The 18,858-nt window shown below is 65.4% G+C and carries 18 protein-coding genes; 7 read left to right on the forward strand and 11 right to left on the reverse strand.

Annotated features, from left to right (window positions below; translation table 11 throughout):
• Positions 1 to 99: 99 nt before the first annotated feature.
• A complete protein-coding gene (locus OSH10_RS17240; RefSeq protein ID WP_266333173.1) occupies positions 100 to 1,032 on the forward strand; it encodes a lysylphosphatidylglycerol synthase transmembrane domain-containing protein in 933 nt (310 codons plus the stop codon).
• Positions 1,033 to 1,152: 120 nt separating this feature from the next.
• Here OSH10_RS17240 and OSH10_RS17245 read toward each other — a convergent pair whose 3' ends face one another.
• A complete protein-coding gene (locus tag OSH10_RS17245; protein WP_266333174.1) occupies positions 1,153 to 2,976 on the reverse strand; it encodes a glycoside hydrolase family 2 protein in 1,824 nt (607 codons plus the stop codon).
• 314 nt (positions 2,977 to 3,290) lie between these two features.
• On the opposite strand from OSH10_RS17245, the gene OSH10_RS17250 reads away from it, so the two are divergent.
• The gene (locus tag OSH10_RS17250; protein WP_266333175.1) at positions 3,291 to 4,043 is read left to right on the forward strand and encodes a hypothetical protein; all 753 of its coding nucleotides are present in this window, start codon (positions 3,291 to 3,293) and stop codon (positions 4,041 to 4,043) included.
• 335 nt (positions 4,044 to 4,378) lie between these two features.
• Here OSH10_RS17250 and OSH10_RS17255 read toward each other — a convergent pair whose 3' ends face one another.
• Entirely contained in the window at positions 4,379 to 4,660 is a 282-nt protein-coding gene (locus tag OSH10_RS17255) for a phosphotransferase-like protein (protein ID WP_266333176.1), read from the reverse strand.
• A 220-nt stretch (positions 4,661 to 4,880) separates the two neighbouring features.
• On the opposite strand from OSH10_RS17255, the gene OSH10_RS17260 reads away from it, so the two are divergent.
• Positions 4,881 to 5,597, forward strand: a complete 717-nt coding sequence (locus OSH10_RS17260; protein WP_266333177.1) for a DUF1868 domain-containing protein — start codon at positions 4,881 to 4,883, stop codon at positions 5,595 to 5,597.
• Between the two features lie 71 nt (positions 5,598 to 5,668).
• Here OSH10_RS17260 and OSH10_RS17265 read toward each other — a convergent pair whose 3' ends face one another.
• Positions 5,669 to 6,730, reverse strand: coding sequence for an alkene reductase (locus OSH10_RS17265; RefSeq protein ID WP_266333179.1), 1,062 nt, complete (start codon positions 6,728 to 6,730; stop codon positions 5,669 to 5,671).
• A 115-nt stretch (positions 6,731 to 6,845) separates the two neighbouring features.
• Positions 6,846 to 7,283 (reverse strand): group III truncated hemoglobin, encoded by a 438-nt coding sequence (locus tag OSH10_RS17270; RefSeq protein WP_266333180.1) that lies wholly within the window; start codon positions 7,281 to 7,283, stop codon positions 6,846 to 6,848.
• A 238-nt stretch (positions 7,284 to 7,521) separates the two neighbouring features.
• Here OSH10_RS17270 and rimO point away from each other — a divergent pair, with 238 nt between their 5' ends.
• Positions 7,522 to 8,838: a 30S ribosomal protein S12 methylthiotransferase RimO gene (rimO, locus tag OSH10_RS17275; RefSeq protein ID WP_266333182.1), complete on the forward strand. Its 1,317-nt coding sequence runs from the start codon at positions 7,522 to 7,524 to the stop codon at positions 8,836 to 8,838.
• 41 nt (positions 8,839 to 8,879) lie between these two features.
• Here the strand turns inward: rimO and OSH10_RS17280 are convergent, their stop codons facing one another.
• A complete protein-coding gene (locus OSH10_RS17280) occupies positions 8,880 to 9,698 on the reverse strand; it encodes an anti-sigma factor (protein WP_266333183.1) in 819 nt (272 codons plus the stop codon).
• Positions 9,685 to 10,227, reverse strand: a complete 543-nt coding sequence (locus OSH10_RS17285; protein WP_266333184.1) for an RNA polymerase sigma factor — start codon at positions 10,225 to 10,227, stop codon at positions 9,685 to 9,687. The genes OSH10_RS17280 and OSH10_RS17285 overlap by 14 nt, the downstream gene beginning before the upstream one ends.
• A gap of 84 nt (positions 10,228 to 10,311) precedes the next feature.
• Between OSH10_RS17285 and OSH10_RS17290 the strand changes: the two genes are divergently transcribed.
• The 3 genes from OSH10_RS17290 (at position 10,312) to OSH10_RS17300 (ending at position 13,199) form a co-directional block, all read left to right on the forward strand.
• The gene (locus tag OSH10_RS17290) at positions 10,312 to 10,929 is read left to right on the forward strand and encodes a tetratricopeptide repeat protein (protein ID WP_266333185.1); all 618 of its coding nucleotides are present in this window, start codon (positions 10,312 to 10,314) and stop codon (positions 10,927 to 10,929) included.
• Between the two features lie 579 nt (positions 10,930 to 11,508).
• On the forward strand, positions 11,509 to 12,636 hold the full coding sequence (locus OSH10_RS17295) for a type III polyketide synthase (protein ID WP_266333187.1): 1,128 nt from the start codon (positions 11,509 to 11,511) through the stop codon (positions 12,634 to 12,636).
• Positions 12,633 to 13,199 carry an isoprenylcysteine carboxyl methyltransferase family protein gene (locus tag OSH10_RS17300; RefSeq protein ID WP_266333188.1) on the forward strand — a complete coding sequence of 189 codons (567 nt, stop codon included), beginning with the start codon at positions 12,633 to 12,635 and terminating at the stop codon, positions 13,197 to 13,199. Before OSH10_RS17295 ends, OSH10_RS17300 begins: the two co-directional genes overlap by 4 nt.
• Before the next feature lie 160 nt (positions 13,200 to 13,359).
• Here the strand turns inward: OSH10_RS17300 and OSH10_RS17305 are convergent, their stop codons facing one another.
• The 5 genes from OSH10_RS17305 to OSH10_RS17325 form a co-directional block, all read right to left on the reverse strand.
• Complete coding sequence (locus tag OSH10_RS17305) at positions 13,360 to 14,577, reverse strand: M20/M25/M40 family metallo-hydrolase (RefSeq protein WP_266333189.1); 1,218 nt, start codon at positions 14,575 to 14,577, stop codon at positions 13,360 to 13,362.
• Positions 14,574 to 15,848: an allantoate amidohydrolase gene (locus OSH10_RS17310; protein WP_266333191.1), complete on the reverse strand. Its 1,275-nt coding sequence runs from the start codon at positions 15,846 to 15,848 to the stop codon at positions 14,574 to 14,576. The genes OSH10_RS17305 and OSH10_RS17310 overlap by 4 nt, the downstream gene beginning before the upstream one ends.
• A complete protein-coding gene (uraD, locus tag OSH10_RS17315; protein WP_266333192.1) occupies positions 15,845 to 16,366 on the reverse strand; it encodes a 2-oxo-4-hydroxy-4-carboxy-5-ureidoimidazoline decarboxylase in 522 nt (173 codons plus the stop codon). The genes OSH10_RS17310 and uraD overlap by 4 nt, the downstream gene beginning before the upstream one ends.
• A 34-nt stretch (positions 16,367 to 16,400) precedes the next feature.
• Complete coding sequence (locus OSH10_RS17320) at positions 16,401 to 17,582, reverse strand: urate hydroxylase PuuD (protein ID WP_266333193.1); 1,182 nt, start codon at positions 17,580 to 17,582, stop codon at positions 16,401 to 16,403.
• A gap of 182 nt (positions 17,583 to 17,764) precedes the next feature.
• Positions 17,765 to 18,835: a BMP family ABC transporter substrate-binding protein gene (locus OSH10_RS17325; protein ID WP_266333194.1), complete on the reverse strand. Its 1,071-nt coding sequence runs from the start codon at positions 18,833 to 18,835 to the stop codon at positions 17,765 to 17,767.
• Positions 18,836 to 18,858: the final 23 nt, after the last annotated feature.

An 18,858-nucleotide genomic window follows, 5' to 3' on the forward strand; every position in this document is an offset into this window, starting at 1 on the left:
CCGGCGTTGGACTGGTCCATTCCGAAGCGACATGCCACTCTCGGAATCAGAACGCGGCGGTCTCTCGGGAGCCGGCGCCCGAGAAGGAGATCCTGCTTAATGAAAATCCGAAATGCGGCGTGGTCCGTCTTCGGGATCGGCGCGGTCGCCGTCTCTGTGTACATTCTCTACCGTGAGTTTCGGCGCATCTCCTTCGCCGAAGTGGCGGACAGTCTCGCTGCGATAACCGCCGGAAACTGGGCGCTCGCCATATGCGCCACGCTCGTCGCCTATGGGGCGCTGGCCTGGTATGACCGGATCGCCATCCTGCACCTCGGCAAGAAGGTGTCGTGGCTCTTCATATCGCTCTGCTCGTTCACCACATACGCGCTTTCCCACAATATCGGCGCCTCGGTGATCTCAGGGGCGGTGGTGCGTTACCGGGCCTATTCGACACGCGGGCTGACGGGGCAGGAAATCGGGCTGCTCATCGTCTTCTGCTCTTTCACCTTCGCACTCGGCACCGTGCTGATGGGGGGGCTGGCCCTCACGGTCGAGCCACATATCGTGCGCCGGCTGATCGACGTGCCGGACTGGGTATCCTTCAGCGTCGGTCTCGTCCTGCTGGCTCTGGTGGGGCTCTATGTGCTGGGTTCCTGGCGACATTTTCCGCCGTGGCAGTTCAAGCGATTCACGCTGCAATATCCGCGTCTGCCGATCGTCGCGCGTCAGATGCTGGCCGGCCCTCTCGAATTGGCCGCCGCCGGTGCCATCATCTATTTCGCGCTCCCGGCCGCCGGAAACCCGGGCTATCTCGTCATTCTCGGGATTTTCCTTGCTTCGTTCACGCTGGCTTTGCTGTCGCATGCGCCGGGCGGCCTCGGCGTGCTGGAAGTCACCTTTCTCGCGGCGCTTCCCGAGCTCAATCCGAATGACGTGCTGGCGGCTCTGATCGTCTTCCGGCTGCTTTACCTGCTCATCCCGTTCGCCTTCGCGCTCGTCGTCGTCCTGCTGTTCGAGAAGACACAGCTCGGCCGCAAGGATCTTGATTGAAGCGGCTAAAGCCATTCTGAAACAATGGCTTGATCCGATATCCTGATATATCTGATCAACAAAAAAGCCGCGGCGAGTGCCGCGGCTTTTTTGTTGTTCGCCCCGTGAAGGGCAGGGGGCCTAAGCCTGCCGCCCTGCCCCCTTGCGGGCAAGCCAGCGGGCATTGTAGCCAGACGGGTCGGCCGGCAGGCGCTCGACCGGTACGCCCAGATTGGCCGCGCGGAGGCTCGCGATGTCGGCCTTGGGCTTGCGATCCATCGTCAGGACGCCATTCTGTTCCTGATAGGTATCGGTCAGCTGCGTGTAGCAATAGCCCGCCAGAAGGCTCGATTCCGTCGTGGGACGCAGCACATCGGCATAACGCTCGAGGAAATCACCCGCATCCTTGGCCTGGCTGTAGCCCCAGCCTTTTTCCTGGCCCATGAAGAAGGCGATGCCGCCGAACTCCGTCAGCATGACCGGCTGGCCGGCCCAGGCGTGGCCGTCGAGGGCGAGGGCGCGTCCCGCCGAGCGGAAGGTCGTCAGCGTGTCGCGGAACGCGGCCTCGGAGCGGTAGCGGCCATCGAGGACATCGCCATCATGGTGATAGTCGTGCACGGCGAAGATGTCCGTCGCCATCTGCTCCCAGCCATCATTGCCACTCACGGGGCGTGACGGATCGAGCGACTTCGTCAGGTGGTAGAGCGCCTGCTGGTAGCTGCGCTGGCGCGCATCATGCGGCAATTCCGGAATGCCCCAGGACTCGTTGAAGGGCACCCAGGTGACGATGCAGGGATGCGAGTAATCGCGCTCGATCGCTTCCTGCCATTCGGCCGTGACGCGAGTGACCGCCTCGGTGGAGAAGGAGTAGGCGCTGGGCATCTCTTCCCAGACCAGCAGGCCGAGCACGTCGGCCCAGTAGAGGAAGCGCGGGTTCTCGATCTTCTGGTGCTTGCGGACGCCGTTGAAGCCAAGCTGCTTGGTGAGCTCGACATCGCGGCGCAGCTCGTCGTCGCTGGCGGTCATGATGCCCTCGCGCCAATAGCCCTGGTCGAGCACGAGACGGAGGAAATAAGACCGGCCATTCATGACGAAGCGGCCGTTGGCCGTCGAGACGCCGCGCATGGCGGTGTAGCTCTTGACGGTGTCCACGACGTTCCCGTTCGCGTCCACGAGCGTCACTTCGGCGTCGATCAGCTGCGGATGTTCCGGCGACCAGACATATTGCGCGCGACCGTCGTCGATGCCGGGATCGGGGAGGGCGATCACCCTGCCCGTATCCTTGCCGGTGACGGCATAGTCGTCCTCGACCAGCACCCGCCCCTCGAGCGACAGCTTGACCCGAAGGCGGCACCCCTTCGGCTGTGCGACGCGCGCATTCAGCCGGATCTCGAAGCGGGCGAAATCGGCCGTCCAGTGCAGGCGATCGACATGGCTCCTGCCGACCGGCTCGATCCAGACGCTTTGCCAGATGCCCGTTGTGCGCGGATACCAGATGCCATGCGGCTCGGGCAGCCAGTCCTGCTTGCCGCGCGGCTTGTGCATATCAGCCGGATCGTCCTCGGCGCGGACGACGATCTCGAACGAGCGGCCCTGGATCAGCGCGCCGAGCGCGACGCGCACCGGCGTGTGGCCGCCGACATGCGAGGCGGCGTGCTGGCCGTCGATCCAGACGTCGCTCGCATAGTCGATCGCGCCGAAATGCAGGATGAGGTCCTCGGCTTCGCCCAGATCCTCGGTCAGTTCGACCGTGCGGCGATACCAGACGACAGGGTGAAAGCCTTCGTCGTGAAGGCCGCTGCGCGGCGATTCCGGCACATAGGGAACATTGATGCTGAGCGCAAAGTCCGGCTGATCCGGGCGCTGCCATTGTGCCGCGTCGTCATAAGCGAACTGCCAGGCGCCATCGAGCGACTGCCATCGGGCGCGCTCCATCTGCGGGCGCGGATGGGTACTGTAGACCAAGGAACTTCCTCCGATTCCAACCACGATAGGACGCAGTCGGGCTCCGGCGGCGCGTCAGAAGCACCTCCGGATGGCCCAAGGGCAGGACTGCCCTCCTCCATTCTGCGATGATCGCCATGACCAATGGTATTATGATAAGATTGCACTCGAAAGCTGTCAAATCACGGCCGCCGTGGCAAAAATACCGATCAGAATGGCCGAATGCCGCCAAATCAGCGCTCCGCAGTCGTGGCTTTGCCCGAAAGCCGCCCCATTGAGGCCGGGAATCACGCGCTTAATGGAACCATCGCATTCACCTCAGCAGAGGGATGGTCATGGACGATTTCAATGATGAGTTCTCGCTAAGGAAGCTGAAGCAGATTCCGCGCCTTGCGCTGCTGGGATCGGCATCGCTTGCCGCCATCCTGTGCGCAGGCTTCGTCGCCAACGCGATGCTGACCCGGTCGCAGCTTCCCAACCAGCCGCCGCCGGCCACGGCGCAGATGTATGTCCTGCCACAGCAAGACGCGGCCGATACGGCAGCCTCGACAATCCTGCCGGCCGATCCGCTGCCGGAGGCAGAGGTGTCGACGGGCAGTGTCGCGCCCAAGCCCGAGAAAGTCGCGGCGATCCCGCCGAAGCCGCTGGCGAAGCCCACAGAGGCCAAGGCCATGGCCGTTAAGCCGGCTTGCGAGGCGGACGAATGCGTCTCCTGGGAAACCACGGTCAACAAGGCACTGGCCGCCAGTTCGTCCGGATCATCGCCGGCGCGGATGGGAAATGTCGCAGCGCGCGACACGGCACAACCCGTTGGGATTGTCCGGTCCAACAGTATGGGCCAGCCGAGCTATCTGGCCCAGCCGGATGATCGGTCGGATCTGATGCCGCCGGCGGATATCCCGATGGACCGGCCGTTGCTGATGCAGCACGAGCCGAGCACGGTTGGTGGCATGGCCAAGTCGGCAGCCTCGACCGTCGTCACGACGAGCGGCAAGCTCGTGGATGATCTGATGCGCTGGAGCGACAAGACGGTCTCCAAGCTGGTGACGCCGCCACGCTGGGCGTCTGCCGACGACGCAAACCCTTGAGGCCCCATGGGCTGGGCAGGCGACAACGCTGTTCAGTCCAAGCTGTGCTGTCTAGTCCAAGCCGTCAAAAGCGCGCCGGTCCGCCATTCCCGCCTATATCAAATAGTTCCATAATATATCTTATGCGAATAGAGGATGTGGCGAACGAGCCGGGACGTTGCAGGATGCCGAAATCCCCTCAACCGTCGTAGAGCGCTTTTGGGAGCTCCGGGCCAGGTATCAGATCTGGAGCGATGTGCGTTCACCGACGCAGTCGGGTAAAGCTCGACGCGCGCTGTCTGCTGCGCCAGCTTTGAGCAAGGCCTCGACATTGGCATCGATGCCCTCTGTCGCGCTCAGCTCGATGTCGTAGTCCTTGCCGACATGGATCGTCTCGCAGCGCTGCCGATCGGCCGGTCACCCCGCGTGGCCTCACGCTCGACCAGCAGTTCCAGCGGACAATCGATGCCGACGAAAAAGACGTCGTGGCCGGCGAGCAAGGCCGCCAGCATCTCCAGCCAACCGTCCGTATCGAGGATGTGCTCGTGGATCAGCTCATTGCCCGCATTGGCATGGGCCTTCAGCGAGCGATGAAGAGCCCCGGCAATCGGCCCAGCGGAACTCGCCTGTCCGGTCACTGCGGGTTAGAGCGGGAATAGCGTTCCAGATCAGTGCCTTGGTCCATCCTTTGGGGCAGGGCCGTCTATGCCCTGCCCGGCATCGGCGCCCTGCTCCGCTGCGATCCGGACGCGTCGTCTTGGCTCTGTCACGCCGGCTTCATCGGCGCGCGCTAGTGGCAGTCGCTCATACGGTCCGTTCAGACCGCAAGCGTTCCCGCCAGATTCAACGGTTGCCGCCATGTCCTTGACTTCATCCTTATCCCCGCTTGCCCGCTATGCCGCTGGCGATGTCAACCCGCTGCCGCCCCGGCATCGCGGTCGGCGCTATGACCGAGCCGGCACGTTTCTGCCGGAGCCTGGCAATACCGTCGTCTGCCATCTGGTAGAGGATTCGCCGTCCCAGGCCGCCGTGCTGGAGGTTCGGCGACGGATGCGGGCGATGCCGGACGCCAACCGCCTCGCCTTTACGCCGGCATCCAGCCTGCACATGACGCTGTTCCAGGGCATCATCGAATATCGCCGCAGCCTGCCCTACTGGCCCGCCGATGTTCCGCTCGATACCGAGATCGGTGCGATGACCAACCTCTATATGAAGCGGCTGGAAGGATTTTCCGGCGCCGGGCCGTTCCGCATCCGGGTTGTCGACGTCGTGCCGACGGGACTGACCGTGGCCGGCGCGACCGAGGACGACTCGCGCCGCATGCGGGCATGGCGCGAGGCCTTGGCCGAGGTGTTTGGCTATCGCCATCCCGACCATGACGACTACGTGTTCCATGTCACGCTGGCCTATATGATCGACTGGCTCGATAGGGATCGCCTGCCGGAGTGGCAGGCGCTGTTTGACGATTGCCGCGCCCTGCTCGACCAGGAAGCGGCTGTTCTCGAGCTTCAGCCACCTGCCCTCTGCAACTTCGAAGACATGAACCATTTCGAGCCGCTGCGGGTGCTTGGCTGAGCCCCTGCCGGATCCCTGCCCCGCCACTGCTGCATTTTTCCATGCGGGCTGGCGGCGGGGCAAGGGAGCGGTCAGCCGACCGTTTCCAGCGCCGGATAGTCGGTGTAGCCCTCGGGGCCGGGCGTGTAGAAGGTCGAAGGATCCGGTTCGTTCAGCGGTGCATCGATGGCGAAGCGCTTCGCGAGGTCCGGCGAGGCGATATATTTGCGGCCGAAGGCGACGGCGTCGGCCCCGCCATTGTCGATCAGGCGTTCGGCATCCGCCTTGCTCATCCGCTCATTAGCGATGACCACGCCGCCGAAGGCGCGCTTGATCTCGGCGAGCAGGCTGTCCGGTTCCTCGCGCTCGATGACGAAGAGGAACGCGATGCCGCGCTTCTTCAATTCGCCCGCGAGATAAGTGAACAGCGCGCGCGGATTGCTGTCGCCCATGGCGTGATCGTCGCCGCGTGGCCGGATATGCGCCGCCACCCGGTCCGGGCCCCAGACCGAGATTGCGGCATCCACGATTTCCAGCATCAGCCGGGCGCGGTTCTCGATCGAGCCGCCATACTGGTCGGTGCGGTGGTTGCTGCTGTCCTGCAGGAACTGGTCGAGCAGGTATCCATTGGCGCCATGTACGTCGACGCCGTCGAAACCGGCGCGCTTGGCGTTTTCGGCCCCGCGCCGGAAGTCCTCGATGATGCCGGGGATCTCGTGGGTCTCCAGCGCGCGCGGCACGACATAGGGCCGGACCGGACGCAGCAGGCTGACATGGCCGGGAATGCGGATGGCCGAGGGCGCCACGGGCAATTCGCCACCGAGCAGTTCGGGATCCGAGATACGGCCGACATGCCAGAGCTGCGAGACCATGCGCCCACCGGCCTCATGCACGGCCTTCGTGACGAGCTTCCAGCCCTCGACCTGGGCGTCGGACCAGATGCCCGGCGTGCCGAGATAGCCCACACCCTGCGCGCTGACGCTGGTCGCCTCGCTGATGATCAGGCCTGCATTGGCGCGCTGGGCGTAGTATTCGGCCATCAGAGCGTTGGGGACCCGCTCGGCCCCTGCCCGGCTCCGCGTCAGCGGCGCCATGACGATACGATTGGGCAGGCGGATGGCGCCCGCCTGGAGCGGCTCGAAAAGCAGGGACATGCGTCGCGGATTCCTCGAATTGGGAACTTGTCAGTTTTCCTGACCACTATAGGGAGAACCGCGTCGGCTGCAATCGTCGATCTGCGGCGTCAAACCCACGAAATCCCTGCGTCGCTCACCCTGGCGGCGACATCTTGAAGGCATGCCGGGGCGCGCGGATTTCGCCACGCACGCTGCCGATGCCGAGTTCGAAGCTGTCGGCGATGCGGTTGGCGCGGTCGATGAAGATCGCCGCGCTCCCGGGCGGCATGATCTCGCTGGCCGTGGTGCGGAAGAGCTGCAGCCAGCGGTCGAAATGCGCCGCTTCGATCGGCAGGCGCAGATGCTTCTGCATCGGGCGGCCCTGATAGCGGCCGGTGCGCAGCACGACGTTGGACCAGAAGGCGCAGAGCTTCTCGAGATGCTCGGGCCAGTCGTCGACCTGCGCCTCGAATACCGGGCCGATCAGCGGGTCTTGCCGGACACGGTCGTAAAAGGTGTGAACCAGATTCTGGATCGAGGCTTCATTGACGCCGGCGGGAGGCTCGATCAAGGGGCTTGTCTGAAGGGGCATGTTGTCTCGCTCGGCAATGGTTTCCCCTCACCTAGGCCTGCGGGGCACTCGTCACAAGGGCGAGATGATGGGTGCCGCAAGGTTTGCATTGACAGATACCGGCCAGTTCGACAGAAAACGCGCCAGAATAGAACAATGAAAAGGTGCCGTCCCGTCGACCCGCCCGCGCCAACCGCGCCGGCGCTGCTGAAGCCCGTCGAGCCGGACCTGCTACCGCTTACGCATACCGAGAACTCTCATGAACAGCGAAGCCCCGCGCATCTCTTTCGTCAGCCTTGGCTGCCCGAAGGCCCTGGTCGACTCCGAGCGCATCCTGACCCATTTGCGGGCGGAGGGTTACGAGCTTTCGCGCCATCATGACGGCGCCGACGTGGTCATCGTCAACACGTGCGGCTTCCTCGACAGCGCCAAGGCGGAGTCGCTCGAGGCAATCGGCACGGCGATGAAGGAAAACGGCAAGGTGATCGTCACCGGCTGCATGGGCGCCGAGCCCGAGCAGATCCGCGAGGCTTTTCCCAACGTGCTGGCGATCACCGGACCGCAGCAATATGAGAGCGTGCTCGGCGCGGTGCACACGGCGGTGCCGCCGGCGCACGATCCCTTCGTCGATCTGGTGCCGCCGCAGGGCATCAAGCTGACGCCGCGCCACTACGCCTATCTGAAGATCTCGGAAGGCTGCAACAATCGCTGCTCGTTCTGCATCATCCCGAAGCTGCGCGGCGATCTCGTCAGCCGTCCGGCCGGCGACGTGCTGCGCGAGGCGGAGCGCCTGGTGAAGGCCGGCGTCAAGGAACTGCTGGTGATCTCGCAGGATACGAGCGCCTATGGCGTCGACCTGAAATACGCGACCAGCCTGTGGCGCGACCGCGAGGTGCGGGCCAAGTTCCTCGACCTCTCCTCGGCGCTGGGCGAACTCGGCGCCTGGGTACGCATGCACTATGTCTACCCCTACCCGCATGTCGATGCCGTGGTCGAGCTGATGGCCGAGGGCAAGATCCTTCCCTACATCGACATCCCGTTCCAGCATGCGAGCCCGAGCGTGCTGAAGTCGATGCGCCGCCCCGGCAACCAGGAAAAGACGGCCGACCGCATCCACAAATGGCGCGAGATCTGCCCGGATCTCGCCGTGCGCTCGACCTTCATCGTCGGCTTCCCCGGCGAGACCGACGAGGATTTCGAGTATCTGCTCGAATGGCTCGACGATGTGAAGCTCGACCGGGTCGGCTGCTTCAAGTTCGAGCCGGTCGAGGGCGCGCCAGCTAACGAGCTGGCCAATCCGGTTCCGGAAGAGATCAAGGAGATCCGCTGGCACCGCTTCATGAAGCGCCAGCAGGAAATCAGCGCCAAACGCCTGGCCAAGAAGGTCGGCCGCCGCGTCTCCGTCATCATCGACGAGAGCAACGGCCTCACCGCCAAGGGCCGAACGGTCTGGGACGCACCGGAGATCGACGGCGCGATCCACCTGACCGCCCGCCGTCCGATGCGGGTCGGCGAGATCTACACGGCCAAGGTCGATCGCGCCGATGCCTACGACCTGCACGGCCAGGTCGTCTGAGGAAGGTTGCTGCCAGCGCGCTCCCGGCCCGGCCTCTTGGCTCAGCCCGCGACCTTCTGCGCCAGCGCCTGAAGCCGCTCGGCCGGTGCACGGCCGATCAGCAGGCGCCCCTGCCCGTTCGAAGCCCAATGCACGATGGTGAAGCCGTCGAGCTCCTCGGTCGTCGGGGCGATATCCGCCTGGTCCGGCCGGGCGATGACGCAATAGGCGATAGGCCCATGCTGCGGATCGAGATAGGCGATCTGCACCAGCGGCCGTCCCTGGAAGTCAAACAATTGCGCGCCCCGGAAGGAGAGACCCGGGAACGCATCCGGCGCGCCCGAGAGGTCGACGCCGAGCTTGTCGGAAGCCGCGCGCAATTCGGCAGCCGCGCGCTCTGCCGTCGGCGCGAGCGCGAGCGTCTCCGGCGTCGTCAGCGACCAGTATTCGGCCACCGCCTGACGCCAGCCTTCGGTAGAATGCATCTCGCTGCCACCGCCCTCGCGACCGATCCTGCCATTGAGCGAGGCCCCCACGACCCCGCCCAGCACGAACAGCGCCAGCGCGGCCGCGACGAGCCGCGGTTGCCAGCGGGGGAAGCGCAGGGCGCGCGCGCGGGGCCGTTCCAGCACGCGCCGGGTCTCGTCGGTGACGATCGCCGAGGCCAGCAGATCCTCGAGCCTGGCGCGCGGCGCCTCGGCCTGCAGCGCTTCGAAGGCGGGCACGATGAGCCGACCGCCGCGCTCGATCCGCTCGAGCCGCGCCTGAAGCGCCGCGTCGGTCTCGATGAGCGCGAGCAGCGCGGCCCGCTCCTCTTCGGCAAGCGTGCCGTCGAGAAAGGCGATCAGCCGCGTATCTTCCGGATGACTAGGATCCGTCATCGCCGCCTCGCTCGCTTGTCATGCGCTGTTTTGGCGAGTCTGCCATTCCACCCAACTTTTCACGAACGCTCGCGAGCCGGCTCATGATCGTGCCGATCGGCACGCCGAGGAATTCGGCCGCCTCGCGATAGGAGAAACCTTCCGCATAGACGAGAAGAACGGTTTCTCGCTGCGCTTCGGCGAGCCTTCCGATTTCCCTTAACACCTGGGACGCCAGAATATTCGTCTCGACCTCGCGACCGCCATCGACGACCAGGGCGATTTCCGCATCGACCACGCCGGTGCCCTGGCGAACCCGCCTCGACCGCAATTCGTTGATCCAGATCGAGCGCTCGATCGCGAAAAGCCAGCGATCCAGCCGCGTGCCCGGCAGGAACTGGTGCGATCGCTCCAGCGCGCGCACGCAGGTCGCCTGCACAAGGTCCTCCGCGGTGTCGCGATTGCGCGACAGCACCAGGCCATAGCGCCAGAGCGCCGCCAGATGCTGCGACAGCCCAGTCCTCACCTCTTCGTGATCGGTTCTCGACATGGGCGACCGAATAGGGCTCCCCGCCCTGGTGTTCTTGGCGCGACTCTCGTCGCCGGGGCGAGAGAAAATCAGTCGGAGGGTCCGATGACAACCATGTTTGAAAAGACAAGCCGTTCCGTGGTCACCCTTGCCTTCATCGGCTTGCTGGCGTCGACCGGCGCCGCGCTCGCTTCCAGCGGCGGAGGAGGAGGTGGTGGGGGCGGCAGCAGCGGTGGCGGTGGAAGCAGCGGCAGCAGTGGCGGCAGCAACGGTCACTTCATGCCGTCAAACCAGGTCTGCAAGCGCGGCATGGTGTACAGCACGAAGACGCAGCGTTGCGTCAAGGCACAGCATAGCGAACTCGATGACAAGGAGTTGCTGCGGCAGGGCCGACAACTCGCGCTGGCCGGCTATTACGACAATGCGCTCGACGTGCTCAACGCCGTGCAGAACAAGCAGGATTCCATGGTCCTGACCTATATCGGCTACAGCCACCGCAAGAAGGGTGACACCGATGTCGGCATCGGCTTCTACAAGCAGGCGCTGGCGATCGACCCCAACAACCTGAACACGCACGAATATCTCGGCGAAGGCTATGCCAGCGCCGGGCGGATCGAGCTTGCCAAGGCCGAACTGGCCATCGTCCAGAAGCTCTGTGGCAGCACCGAGTGCGAGCAGTATGAGGATCTGGCCGCGGCCGTCGCCGGCAAGCCCGTGGAATAGCATCCCGCCTTCCGCGGTAAACCGAGCCGGCGGCGTTGGATCAGGCGCCGCCGGCCGCCGGTCACCACTTCGTGACTGCCCTGCCCGCTCTGGATGTCGAATAGTCCGCCCGCAAGGAATAGCCTTCCCTCGGCACGCCGCCGACGGAGATAGACCGATGACCTCGGTAACCGCCCGTTCCTCGCTAGCGATGACCGCCATCGTCCTGCTCAACCTGGCCGCCACGGCTCCCGCATGGAGTGCGTGCGGTCACAAGAGGGTTCACCGTGCGCAATTCCCACCATGTGGCAGCCTGCAAGTCTGGGACACGCAGTACCAGCGCTGCCTGTCGTTCAGCGCCAAGGGACCGCCCGACCAGAAGCCATGGCAACTCGGACCCAGATGGGACCCAGGCAATCGCGACTACGACTCGGCCATGTCCATGTGGAACTAGGGCCGGGTCCCAAATTCCCATTCAGCGAGGAAGACGAACTCCATGATGATCTCGCCTTTGCGCTTCCCGGCATCCCGGTCGATGGAGGCGGGCGGCCGCCCGTCTTTGCGCGTTCGAAGCCTTGTTTCGTGCTGGAGTTGCCGCGCATGAACCTCATTCACCTTCCCGGCGCCGACGCCGACGCCCGGCGCCTGCCCCGCTCGGATGTGACCGCGACCCTTGGCTCGCTGGTGACGGTTGTGCCGCCGCACCGGATTCCGCAGGCGGTCGCCAAGGAGCGGGCGCGCGAGGTCTTCGCCTCGCGCATGCCGTTCTTCGACCAACTGGAGCAGGTGTTCGACAATGCGGCGATCAAGGCTCGCTACAGCTGCCTGCCGGTGGAATGGTTCCTGGGCCCTGCCGATTTCGAGGAGAAGACGCGGCTCTACCAGGAGCACGCCACCGCCCTCGCCTTCGACGCGGCCACGCTCGCTCTGGACCAGGCAGGCTTCGGGCCGGAGGAGATCGACGTGCTGGTCTTCGTCTCGTCCACCGGCATCTCGACCCCCACGATCGAAGCGCGGCTGATGAACAGGATGGCCTTCCGGCCCGACGTGATGCGGCTGCCGATCTTCGGTTTCGGCTGTGCCGGCGGCGTCCTCGGGCTCACTCGCACCGCGCAGATGGCGCGATCGCAGCCCGGACTTCGCTGTCTGATGATCGTCGTCGAACTGAGCAGCCTCGCCTTTCGCTATGACCGGCTCACCAAGAGCAATCTGGTCGCCAGCGCGCTGTTCGGGGACGGCGCGGCGGCCGCAGTCATCAGTAGCGACCCGCGTGACGCGAGCCTTGCGACGCTGGGCGTCGGCGGCGAGCATTGCTGGCCCGACACGCTCGATGTCATGGGCTGGAACATCGATGCCAATGGTCTCGACGTCATCTTCCAGCAGAGCATCCCGCAGATCATCGCCGACCAGTATCCGGCCGCGCTCGATGCCTTTCTCGCCCATCATGGGCTGACTCGGTCGGACATCGACCGGCCCTGCTGCCACCCGGGCGGCGCCAAGGTCGTGGACGAGTTGGAGAAGGTCTTCGACTACCCGACGCTCGGCCTCGACGCGGAACGCCGGGTTCTGGCCGAATACGGAAACATGTCCGCGCCCACCGTTCTGTTCGTGCTGCAAGACCTGCTCAAGACGGGCCAGCAGGGTGACTTGCTCGCCTCGTCGCTCGGCCCCGGCTTCACCGCGGCTTTTCAGATGGTGTCGATCGGCAAGGGAGGCAGCGCGGCATGACGGCGGCCGGCTTCGACTTCGGGTGGGCATACTGGCTTCTGCTGGCCGTTGCCTTGCAGCGGTTTGTGGAGCTTTGGCGGGCCAGGCGCAATACACGCCGTCTGCTGGCACGCGGCGGCCGCGAGGTGGGGCGTGAGCACTACCCCCTCATCGTGACCCTGCACACCCTATGGCTGCTGACTTTGGCGCTGATGACCGCGCCCAATCCGCCGGTCAATTGGGGCCTGATCGGCGTGTTCGGTCTGTTGCAGGTCGTGCGGCTCTGGGTGCTGATCACGCTCGGGGGGTACTGGACGACACGGATCATCACGCTCGACGATGCGCCCTTGCTGCGGAAGGGCCCCTATCGCTTCCTCCGCCATCCGAACTACGTCGTTGTCGCGCTGGAGATCCCCCTGCTCGCCCTGATCCTCAACCTGCCCGTCGTGGCTCTGGTCTTTGGCATGCTCAACCTGCTTGTGCTCTGGATGCGGATCCGGATCGAGAACCGCGCGCTGGCGGCGAGGCGGATGGCTGGAGGCAGTGCTGGTCGGGGAAATGCGGTGTCTTCCCCTCTCTCATAGCGAGCCCGTGGCGGAGCTTCACTGGCATGTCAGGGAGCCGCGTCCTCGTCCGTCATCCCGGCCTTCACCCGGGCGACGGCCCCTTCCGCGCGCGCGAATCGGCATCGCGATTGCCGAGTGATGCGAGACCCTCTCCATCGGCGCGTTGCGAGAAAGCTGCTCACGCGGACAGCAGGTCTTCCAGCGCCAGGGCGACGATCTCGGTGGCGGCGCGCAGGTCCGACAGCTGAATGTGCTCGTCGGTCGAATGCGCGCGTGCCTCCAGGATCGAGCGCGGACCGGCGCCATAGAGGATGGTCGGAATGCCGGCGGCCGCATAGTGGCGCGCGTCGGTATAGAGCGGCACGCCGGTCGCCTCGATCGAGAGACCCAACACGGCCTTTGCCGGCCCCTGAACGGCCTCGACGAGCCTTCCGACGCCCGGCAGCGGACGCAGCGGCTCGGCCAGCATGATCCGGCGGCATTCGACCTCGACGCCGGCCATATCGGGCGCCGCCGCCTCGATCAGCCGGATCAACTCCGCCTCGACGGCCTCGCCCTGCTCTTCGGGGATCAGGCGCCGATCGATGCGGAAGGCGATCCGATCCGGCACGACATTGGTGTTGATACCGCCCGAGATCAGACCGACGGTGATCTGCGGCGAGCCGATGCCGCGCTCGGTCGAAACCCGCTCGAGCAGACGCCGGCGCTCGGCATAGATGGCGGCGAGGATCGGCGTCGCCGCCTCCAGCGCATCGACGCCGGAAGACGGCATCGCGGCATGCGCCTGGCGGCCGCGCACAACGACTTCGAGATGCAGCGCGCCATTATGGGCCGTGGTGATCGCGTAGGAGAAGCCGGCCGAAATGGCGTGGGTAGCCTTCGAGAGATCGTGCGCCAGCAGCCATTGCGGACCGACGAAGCCGCCCGTCTCCTCGTCATAGGTCAGATGAAGCTCGACGCCGCCATCGAGCGGTTTCGCCGATTGCTCCAGCGCCAGCAGTGCGAAGGCATAGGTCGCGAAGTCGGATTTCGACACCGCCGCACCCCGGCCGTAGATCGCGCCGTTGCGTTCCTCGGCGCCATAGGGATCGCTGGTCCAGCCGCCGCCGGGCGGGACGACGTCGCCATGGGCGTTAAGGGCGATGACGGGCCCCTGCCCGCTGCCGAAAGTCTTGCGGACGATCAGGTTGGTGACGCTCTTCATGCCGTGCTGGCGCACATAGGGCTCCGGCACGGGGTGCTGCTCGACGGTGAAGCCGAGCGCCTCCAGTTCGGCCGCCGCCGCTTCGGCATGGGGGCCGCAGTTTCCCGGCGGATTGTCGCTCGGCACCTGGATCATCGCCTTCAGGAACGCGACCTCGCGCTCCCAGTTGGCGGCGACGGCGTCCCGGATCATGGCTGTTCTTCCTGTCGCGCCAGTTCAAGGATGGTCTCGACCAGGGCCTCCACCGCGAGGCCCATGTCGTCGATGGTGACGAATTCGGCAGGGTTGTGGCTGATGCCGGCCCGGCAGCGCACGAAGATCATCCCGAACTCGCCGAGATGCGCCATGGACTGGCCGTCATGCCCGGCGCCCGACATCAGGCTGCGCGCCGGTTCGCCCTGCACGGTCGTGACGGCCTTGCCGATCGCCTTCTGGAGCCGGGCGCCGCAGGTCGCGACCGGCTTTTCCAGCATGGTCTCGACGCCGACCACGACATGGCGGGTCTTGTCGACCTTTCGCGCGACCAGCGTGATCGCCTCGACTGCTTCCTGCCTAGCCTGATCGTTGGCGGCGCGGACATCGAGCGAGAAGCGGACATCGGCGGGGATGACGTTGGAAGCGCCCGGCATGACCTCGACATGGCCGACGGTCGCGACGAGCGAGTTCTTCTTGTCTTTTTTCGCGATCGCCTCGATCGCCAGGATGATCTCCGCCGCCGCCGCCAGCGCATCGTGGCGCATGGTCATCGGCACGGTGCCGGCATGACCCGCCTCGCCCTTGATGCGGATGCGATGGCGGCTCTGGCTGGCGATCGCGGTGACGACGCCGAGCGGCTCCTGCGCGCGCTCCAGCACCGGTCCCTGCTCGATATGCACCTCGAGATAGCCGAGGACGGAGGGGCGCTGATAGGCCTCTTCCTTCAGGCGCGCCGGATCGCCGCCGAAGGCGATCAGCGCATCGCGCAGGGTGATGTCGGCATCGTCGGTGATGTCGAGCGCCTTGGGATCGAAGACGCCGGCCGTCACGGCGGAGGTGGTCAGCGTCACGGGGAAGCGCACACCCTCCTCGTCGCCAAATGCCAGGATGTCGATACCGAACGGCAGGGTGACGCCCCGCGCCTTCAGCGTCTCCACCGCCAATATCCCGACGACGACGCCGAGATTGCCGTCATAGCGGCCGGCATTGATGACGGTGTCGATATGCGAGCCGATCAGCAGCGCCTTGTTGCCGCTCCGCCCGGCCCGTCCCGGCGGCATCGATCCGCGCATGGTGCCGGCGGCGTCGAGCCGCGTCGAAAGGCCGGCCTCGCGCATCCATTCGCCAACCAGTTCGGCAGCGCGCTTGTGCTCCGGCGTCAGATACAGTCGGGTCAAATGATCGGGACTGGCGGAGATCGCAGTCAGCGCGTCGATCATGCGCTGCGCCTTTTCGCCCAGCGCTCTTGCGGTGACGACCGGGGTCATGACGCGACCCGGTCCTCGAGGCGGAAGCGGATGATCCGCTGCACCTGGGCCAGGGCGGTGGCGCGCTCGACCTCGATCGCGTTGTCGAGGCGCGCCTCGAAGGCTTCCAGCACCTGGTCCTTGGTCGCGCCCTTGACGGCGAGGATGAAGGGAATGCCGTGCCGCTCGCGATAGGCGCCATTCAGGCGGGAGAAGCGGGCGTATTCGTCCGCGCTCATCCGGTCGAGCCCCGCGCCGGCCTGCTCGTTGCGTGATTCGGGCGCCAACTCGCCGGCGATCGCGGCGCGGCCGGCAAGGTCCGGATGCTCGCGCAGAAGCGCCAGCTGCGCATCGGGCTCCGCCGCGGCGACCGCTTCGGCGAAGGCGGCCACCATCGCCGCCCGGTCGGAATAGGGCCTTGCCCCCTCCGCCACCGTCGCCACCCAGGGCGAGTGTTCGGCGATATCGCCAAAGCTCGCCACGAAGGCATCTGCATCCATGCGGTTGACCGCGGCGAGCGTCAGCGTTTGGGTCGACATTTCATCCCGGTTTCAGGAAAAGGGTAGCGCTTGTCTAATGGCTTTGCAGCCACGCGCCAAGCCTCTTGCGGTCTTCCGCCGTCATGCCGTGTTCATTGCCGAGCGGCATGGCGGTGCCGTTCACGGCCTGGGCCATGACCTGCTCCTTATGCGCGGCAAGCTGATCCGTCGAGGTCAGGATCACGCCCTTGGGCGGGGCGTCGAAGCCGTCATGCGTCGGCTTGGCGGCATGGCACATGGCGCAATGCTTGGCCGTCAGCGCCAGGACGTCGGCATCCGACACCGTCAGGCCCGGATCGATCTCGACCGGGCGCGGCGCCGTCATCACCAGCAGCACGCCGAAGGCCACCGCCGCGGCGGGAATCGTCCAGGCGAACTTGCGGAACGGATCATGCGCCTCGTGCCGGTTGAGGAAATGGCGGATGGAGCCGCCGAGCAGCAGCACGAAGGCGACGAGGATCCAGCTTTGCGGATGGCTGGAGAGCATCGGATAATGGTTGGAAACCATCATCAGCAGCACGGGCAGCGTCAGGTAGTTGTTGTGCACCGAGCGCTGCTTGCCGATGGCGCCGAGGCGCGGGTCCGGCTTCTCGTGCTTCAGCAGGGAGGCGACGATCTTCTTCTGGTTCGGGATGATCACGCCGAAGACGTTGACCGCCATGATCGTGCCGATGAAGGCGCCGACATGGATCAGCGCGCCACGGCCGGAATAGACATGGGTGAACATGTAGGCCGCGCCGACGATCAGCCCGAACAGGCAGACCGCGAGCAGCGGCGTGTAGCGGCCGATGATCGACTTGCAGAGTTGGTCGTAGATGACCCAGCCCCCGGCGAGCGACAGGATCGAAATCACGATCGCCTGCGAGGGCAGCATCGGCAGGATCGACTTGTCGATCAGGAAGGTGTTGGCGTTCCAGTAATACTGGACCGTCAGCAGCAGGAAGCCCGTCACCCAGGTGAGATAGGCCTCCCACTTGAACCAGATCAGGTCGGACGGCAGCGCCGGCGGCGCGACCAGGTACTTCTCGACGTGATAGAAGCCGCCGCCATGCACTTCCCAGGCCGTGCCATAGACGCCCTCCTTCATCTGCTCGCGCTTCTTCAGCGAGAGATCGAGCCCGATGAAATAGAAGGACGTGCCGATCCAGCCGATGCCTACGATCATGTGGGCCCAGCGGATCAGGAGGTTCAGCCAATCGACGACGAATGCGGACATTGGGCGGGGTTCGGTCTCGTTGAGGTGCCGGTTGCGCGTGGGCGCGCAGGTGCCGGTTCCGAGAAGGCGCCTTCCGGGCGTTCTCCCGGAACGGGGTCCGGGCTGCGGCTGGAAGGGGCTCGCTGCCGGTAGAGAACTCCCGGACGCGGCCGGCTGGCCGCGTCCGGAAATATCGCGGCCGCTTACTGCGGCAGCTTGTCGTCGATGCCCTTCACATACCAGTTCATGCTGAGCAGCGTGCCGTCGTCCAGCGTCTTGCCCTCGCCGATCACTTCGGTGCCGTCCTGCTTGAAGATCGGGCCCTTGAAGGGATGCAGCGTGCCCGCTTCGATCTTGGCCTGGGTGTCCTTCGCCGAGGCCACGACATCATCCGGCAGGTTGGTGTAGTCAGCCATATGCAGGATGCCGTCCTTCAGGCCGTCCCAGATCTGCTCGGCCTTCCATGTGCCGTCGAGAACCGCGTTGACGCGCTTCACGTAATACGGGCCCCAGGTGTCGATGATGGCCGTGTACTGCGCCTTGGGCGCGAAGTCGTACATGTTGTGCGCCTGGCCGAAGCCATGCAGGCCGCGCTCCTGGGCGATCTGCAGCGGCGCCGGCGAGTCGGTGTGCTGGGTGATGATGTCGGCGCCCTGGTCGAACAGCGCCTTGGCGGCGTCGGCTTCCTTGGCGGGGTCGAACCACGAATTGACCCAGACGATCTTCAGCTTGAAGTCGGGGTTGATCGACTGCGCGCCGAGCATGAAGGAGTTGATGCCCATCACGACTTCGGGGATCGGGAAGGAGACGATGTAGCCGGCGACGCCGGACTTCGACTGCTTGGCCGCGATCTGGCCGGCGATGTAGCGGCCTTCATAGAAGCGCGCATTGTAGGTGCCGACATTCGGCGCGGTCTTGAAGCCGGTGGCGTGCTCGAACTTCACCTTCGGGAACTTGGCGGCGACCTTGATGGTCGGGTCCATGAAGCCGAACGAGGTCGAGAAGATGATCTCGCAGCCGGAGCGGGCGAGGCGCTCGAGCGCGCGCTCGGCGTCCGGGCCTTCGGCGATGCTTTCGACATAGGAGGTCTCGACCTTGTCGCCGAGTTCCTTCTGGACCATCTGGCGGCCGACATCGTGGCCTTCGCTGTAGCCGCCGTCATTGTGCGGGCCGACATACATCCAGCATGCCTTCAGCTTGTCGGCCGCATTGGCGGAGCCGATGCCGACGGCGAGTGCGACGATTGCCGTCGCGGTGGCGAGAATTTTCTTCATTGCCTGCTTCCCTCTGGCCTTCA

Source organism: Kaistia defluvii (assembly GCF_026343955.1).
GTDB lineage: Bacteria > Pseudomonadota > Alphaproteobacteria > Rhizobiales > Kaistiaceae > Kaistia > Kaistia defluvii.

Bases quoted from the DNA above. Each gene is read 5' to 3' on its own strand.
- OSH10_RS17240 (WP_266333173.1), top strand. From the start codon at position 100: ATGAAAATCCGAAATGCGGCGTGGTCCGTCTTCGGGATCGGCGCGGTC.
- OSH10_RS17250 (WP_266333175.1), top strand. From the start codon at position 3,291: ATGGACGATTTCAATGATGAGTTCTCGCTAAGGAAGCTGAAGCAGATT.
- OSH10_RS17260 (WP_266333177.1), top strand. From the start codon at position 4,881: ATGTCCTTGACTTCATCCTTATCCCCGCTTGCCCGCTATGCCGCTGGC.
- OSH10_RS17265 (WP_266333179.1), bottom strand. From the start codon at position 6,730: ATGTCCCTGCTTTTCGAGCCGCTCCAGGCGGGCGCCATCCGCCTGCCC.
- OSH10_RS17270 (WP_266333180.1), bottom strand. From the start codon at position 7,283: ATGCCCCTTCAGACAAGCCCCTTGATCGAGCCTCCCGCCGGCGTCAAT.
- rimO (WP_266333182.1), top strand. From the start codon at position 7,522: ATGAACAGCGAAGCCCCGCGCATCTCTTTCGTCAGCCTTGGCTGCCCG.
- OSH10_RS17280 (WP_266333183.1), bottom strand. From the start codon at position 9,698: ATGACGGATCCTAGTCATCCGGAAGATACGCGGCTGATCGCCTTTCTC.
- OSH10_RS17285 (WP_266333184.1), bottom strand. From the start codon at position 10,227: ATGTCGAGAACCGATCACGAAGAGGTGAGGACTGGGCTGTCGCAGCAT.
- OSH10_RS17290 (WP_266333185.1), top strand. From the start codon at position 10,312: ATGACAACCATGTTTGAAAAGACAAGCCGTTCCGTGGTCACCCTTGCC.
- OSH10_RS17295 (WP_266333187.1), top strand. From the start codon at position 11,509: ATGAACCTCATTCACCTTCCCGGCGCCGACGCCGACGCCCGGCGCCTG.
- OSH10_RS17300 (WP_266333188.1), top strand. From the start codon at position 12,633: ATGACGGCGGCCGGCTTCGACTTCGGGTGGGCATACTGGCTTCTGCTG.
- OSH10_RS17305 (WP_266333189.1), bottom strand. From the start codon at position 14,577: ATGATCCGGGACGCCGTCGCCGCCAACTGGGAGCGCGAGGTCGCGTTC.
- OSH10_RS17310 (WP_266333191.1), bottom strand. From the start codon at position 15,848: ATGACCCCGGTCGTCACCGCAAGAGCGCTGGGCGAAAAGGCGCAGCGC.
- uraD (WP_266333192.1), bottom strand. From the start codon at position 16,366: ATGTCGACCCAAACGCTGACGCTCGCCGCGGTCAACCGCATGGATGCA.
- OSH10_RS17320 (WP_266333193.1), bottom strand. From the start codon at position 17,582: ATGTCCGCATTCGTCGTCGATTGGCTGAACCTCCTGATCCGCTGGGCC.
- OSH10_RS17325 (WP_266333194.1), bottom strand. From the start codon at position 18,835: ATGAAGAAAATTCTCGCCACCGCGACGGCAATCGTCGCACTCGCCGTC.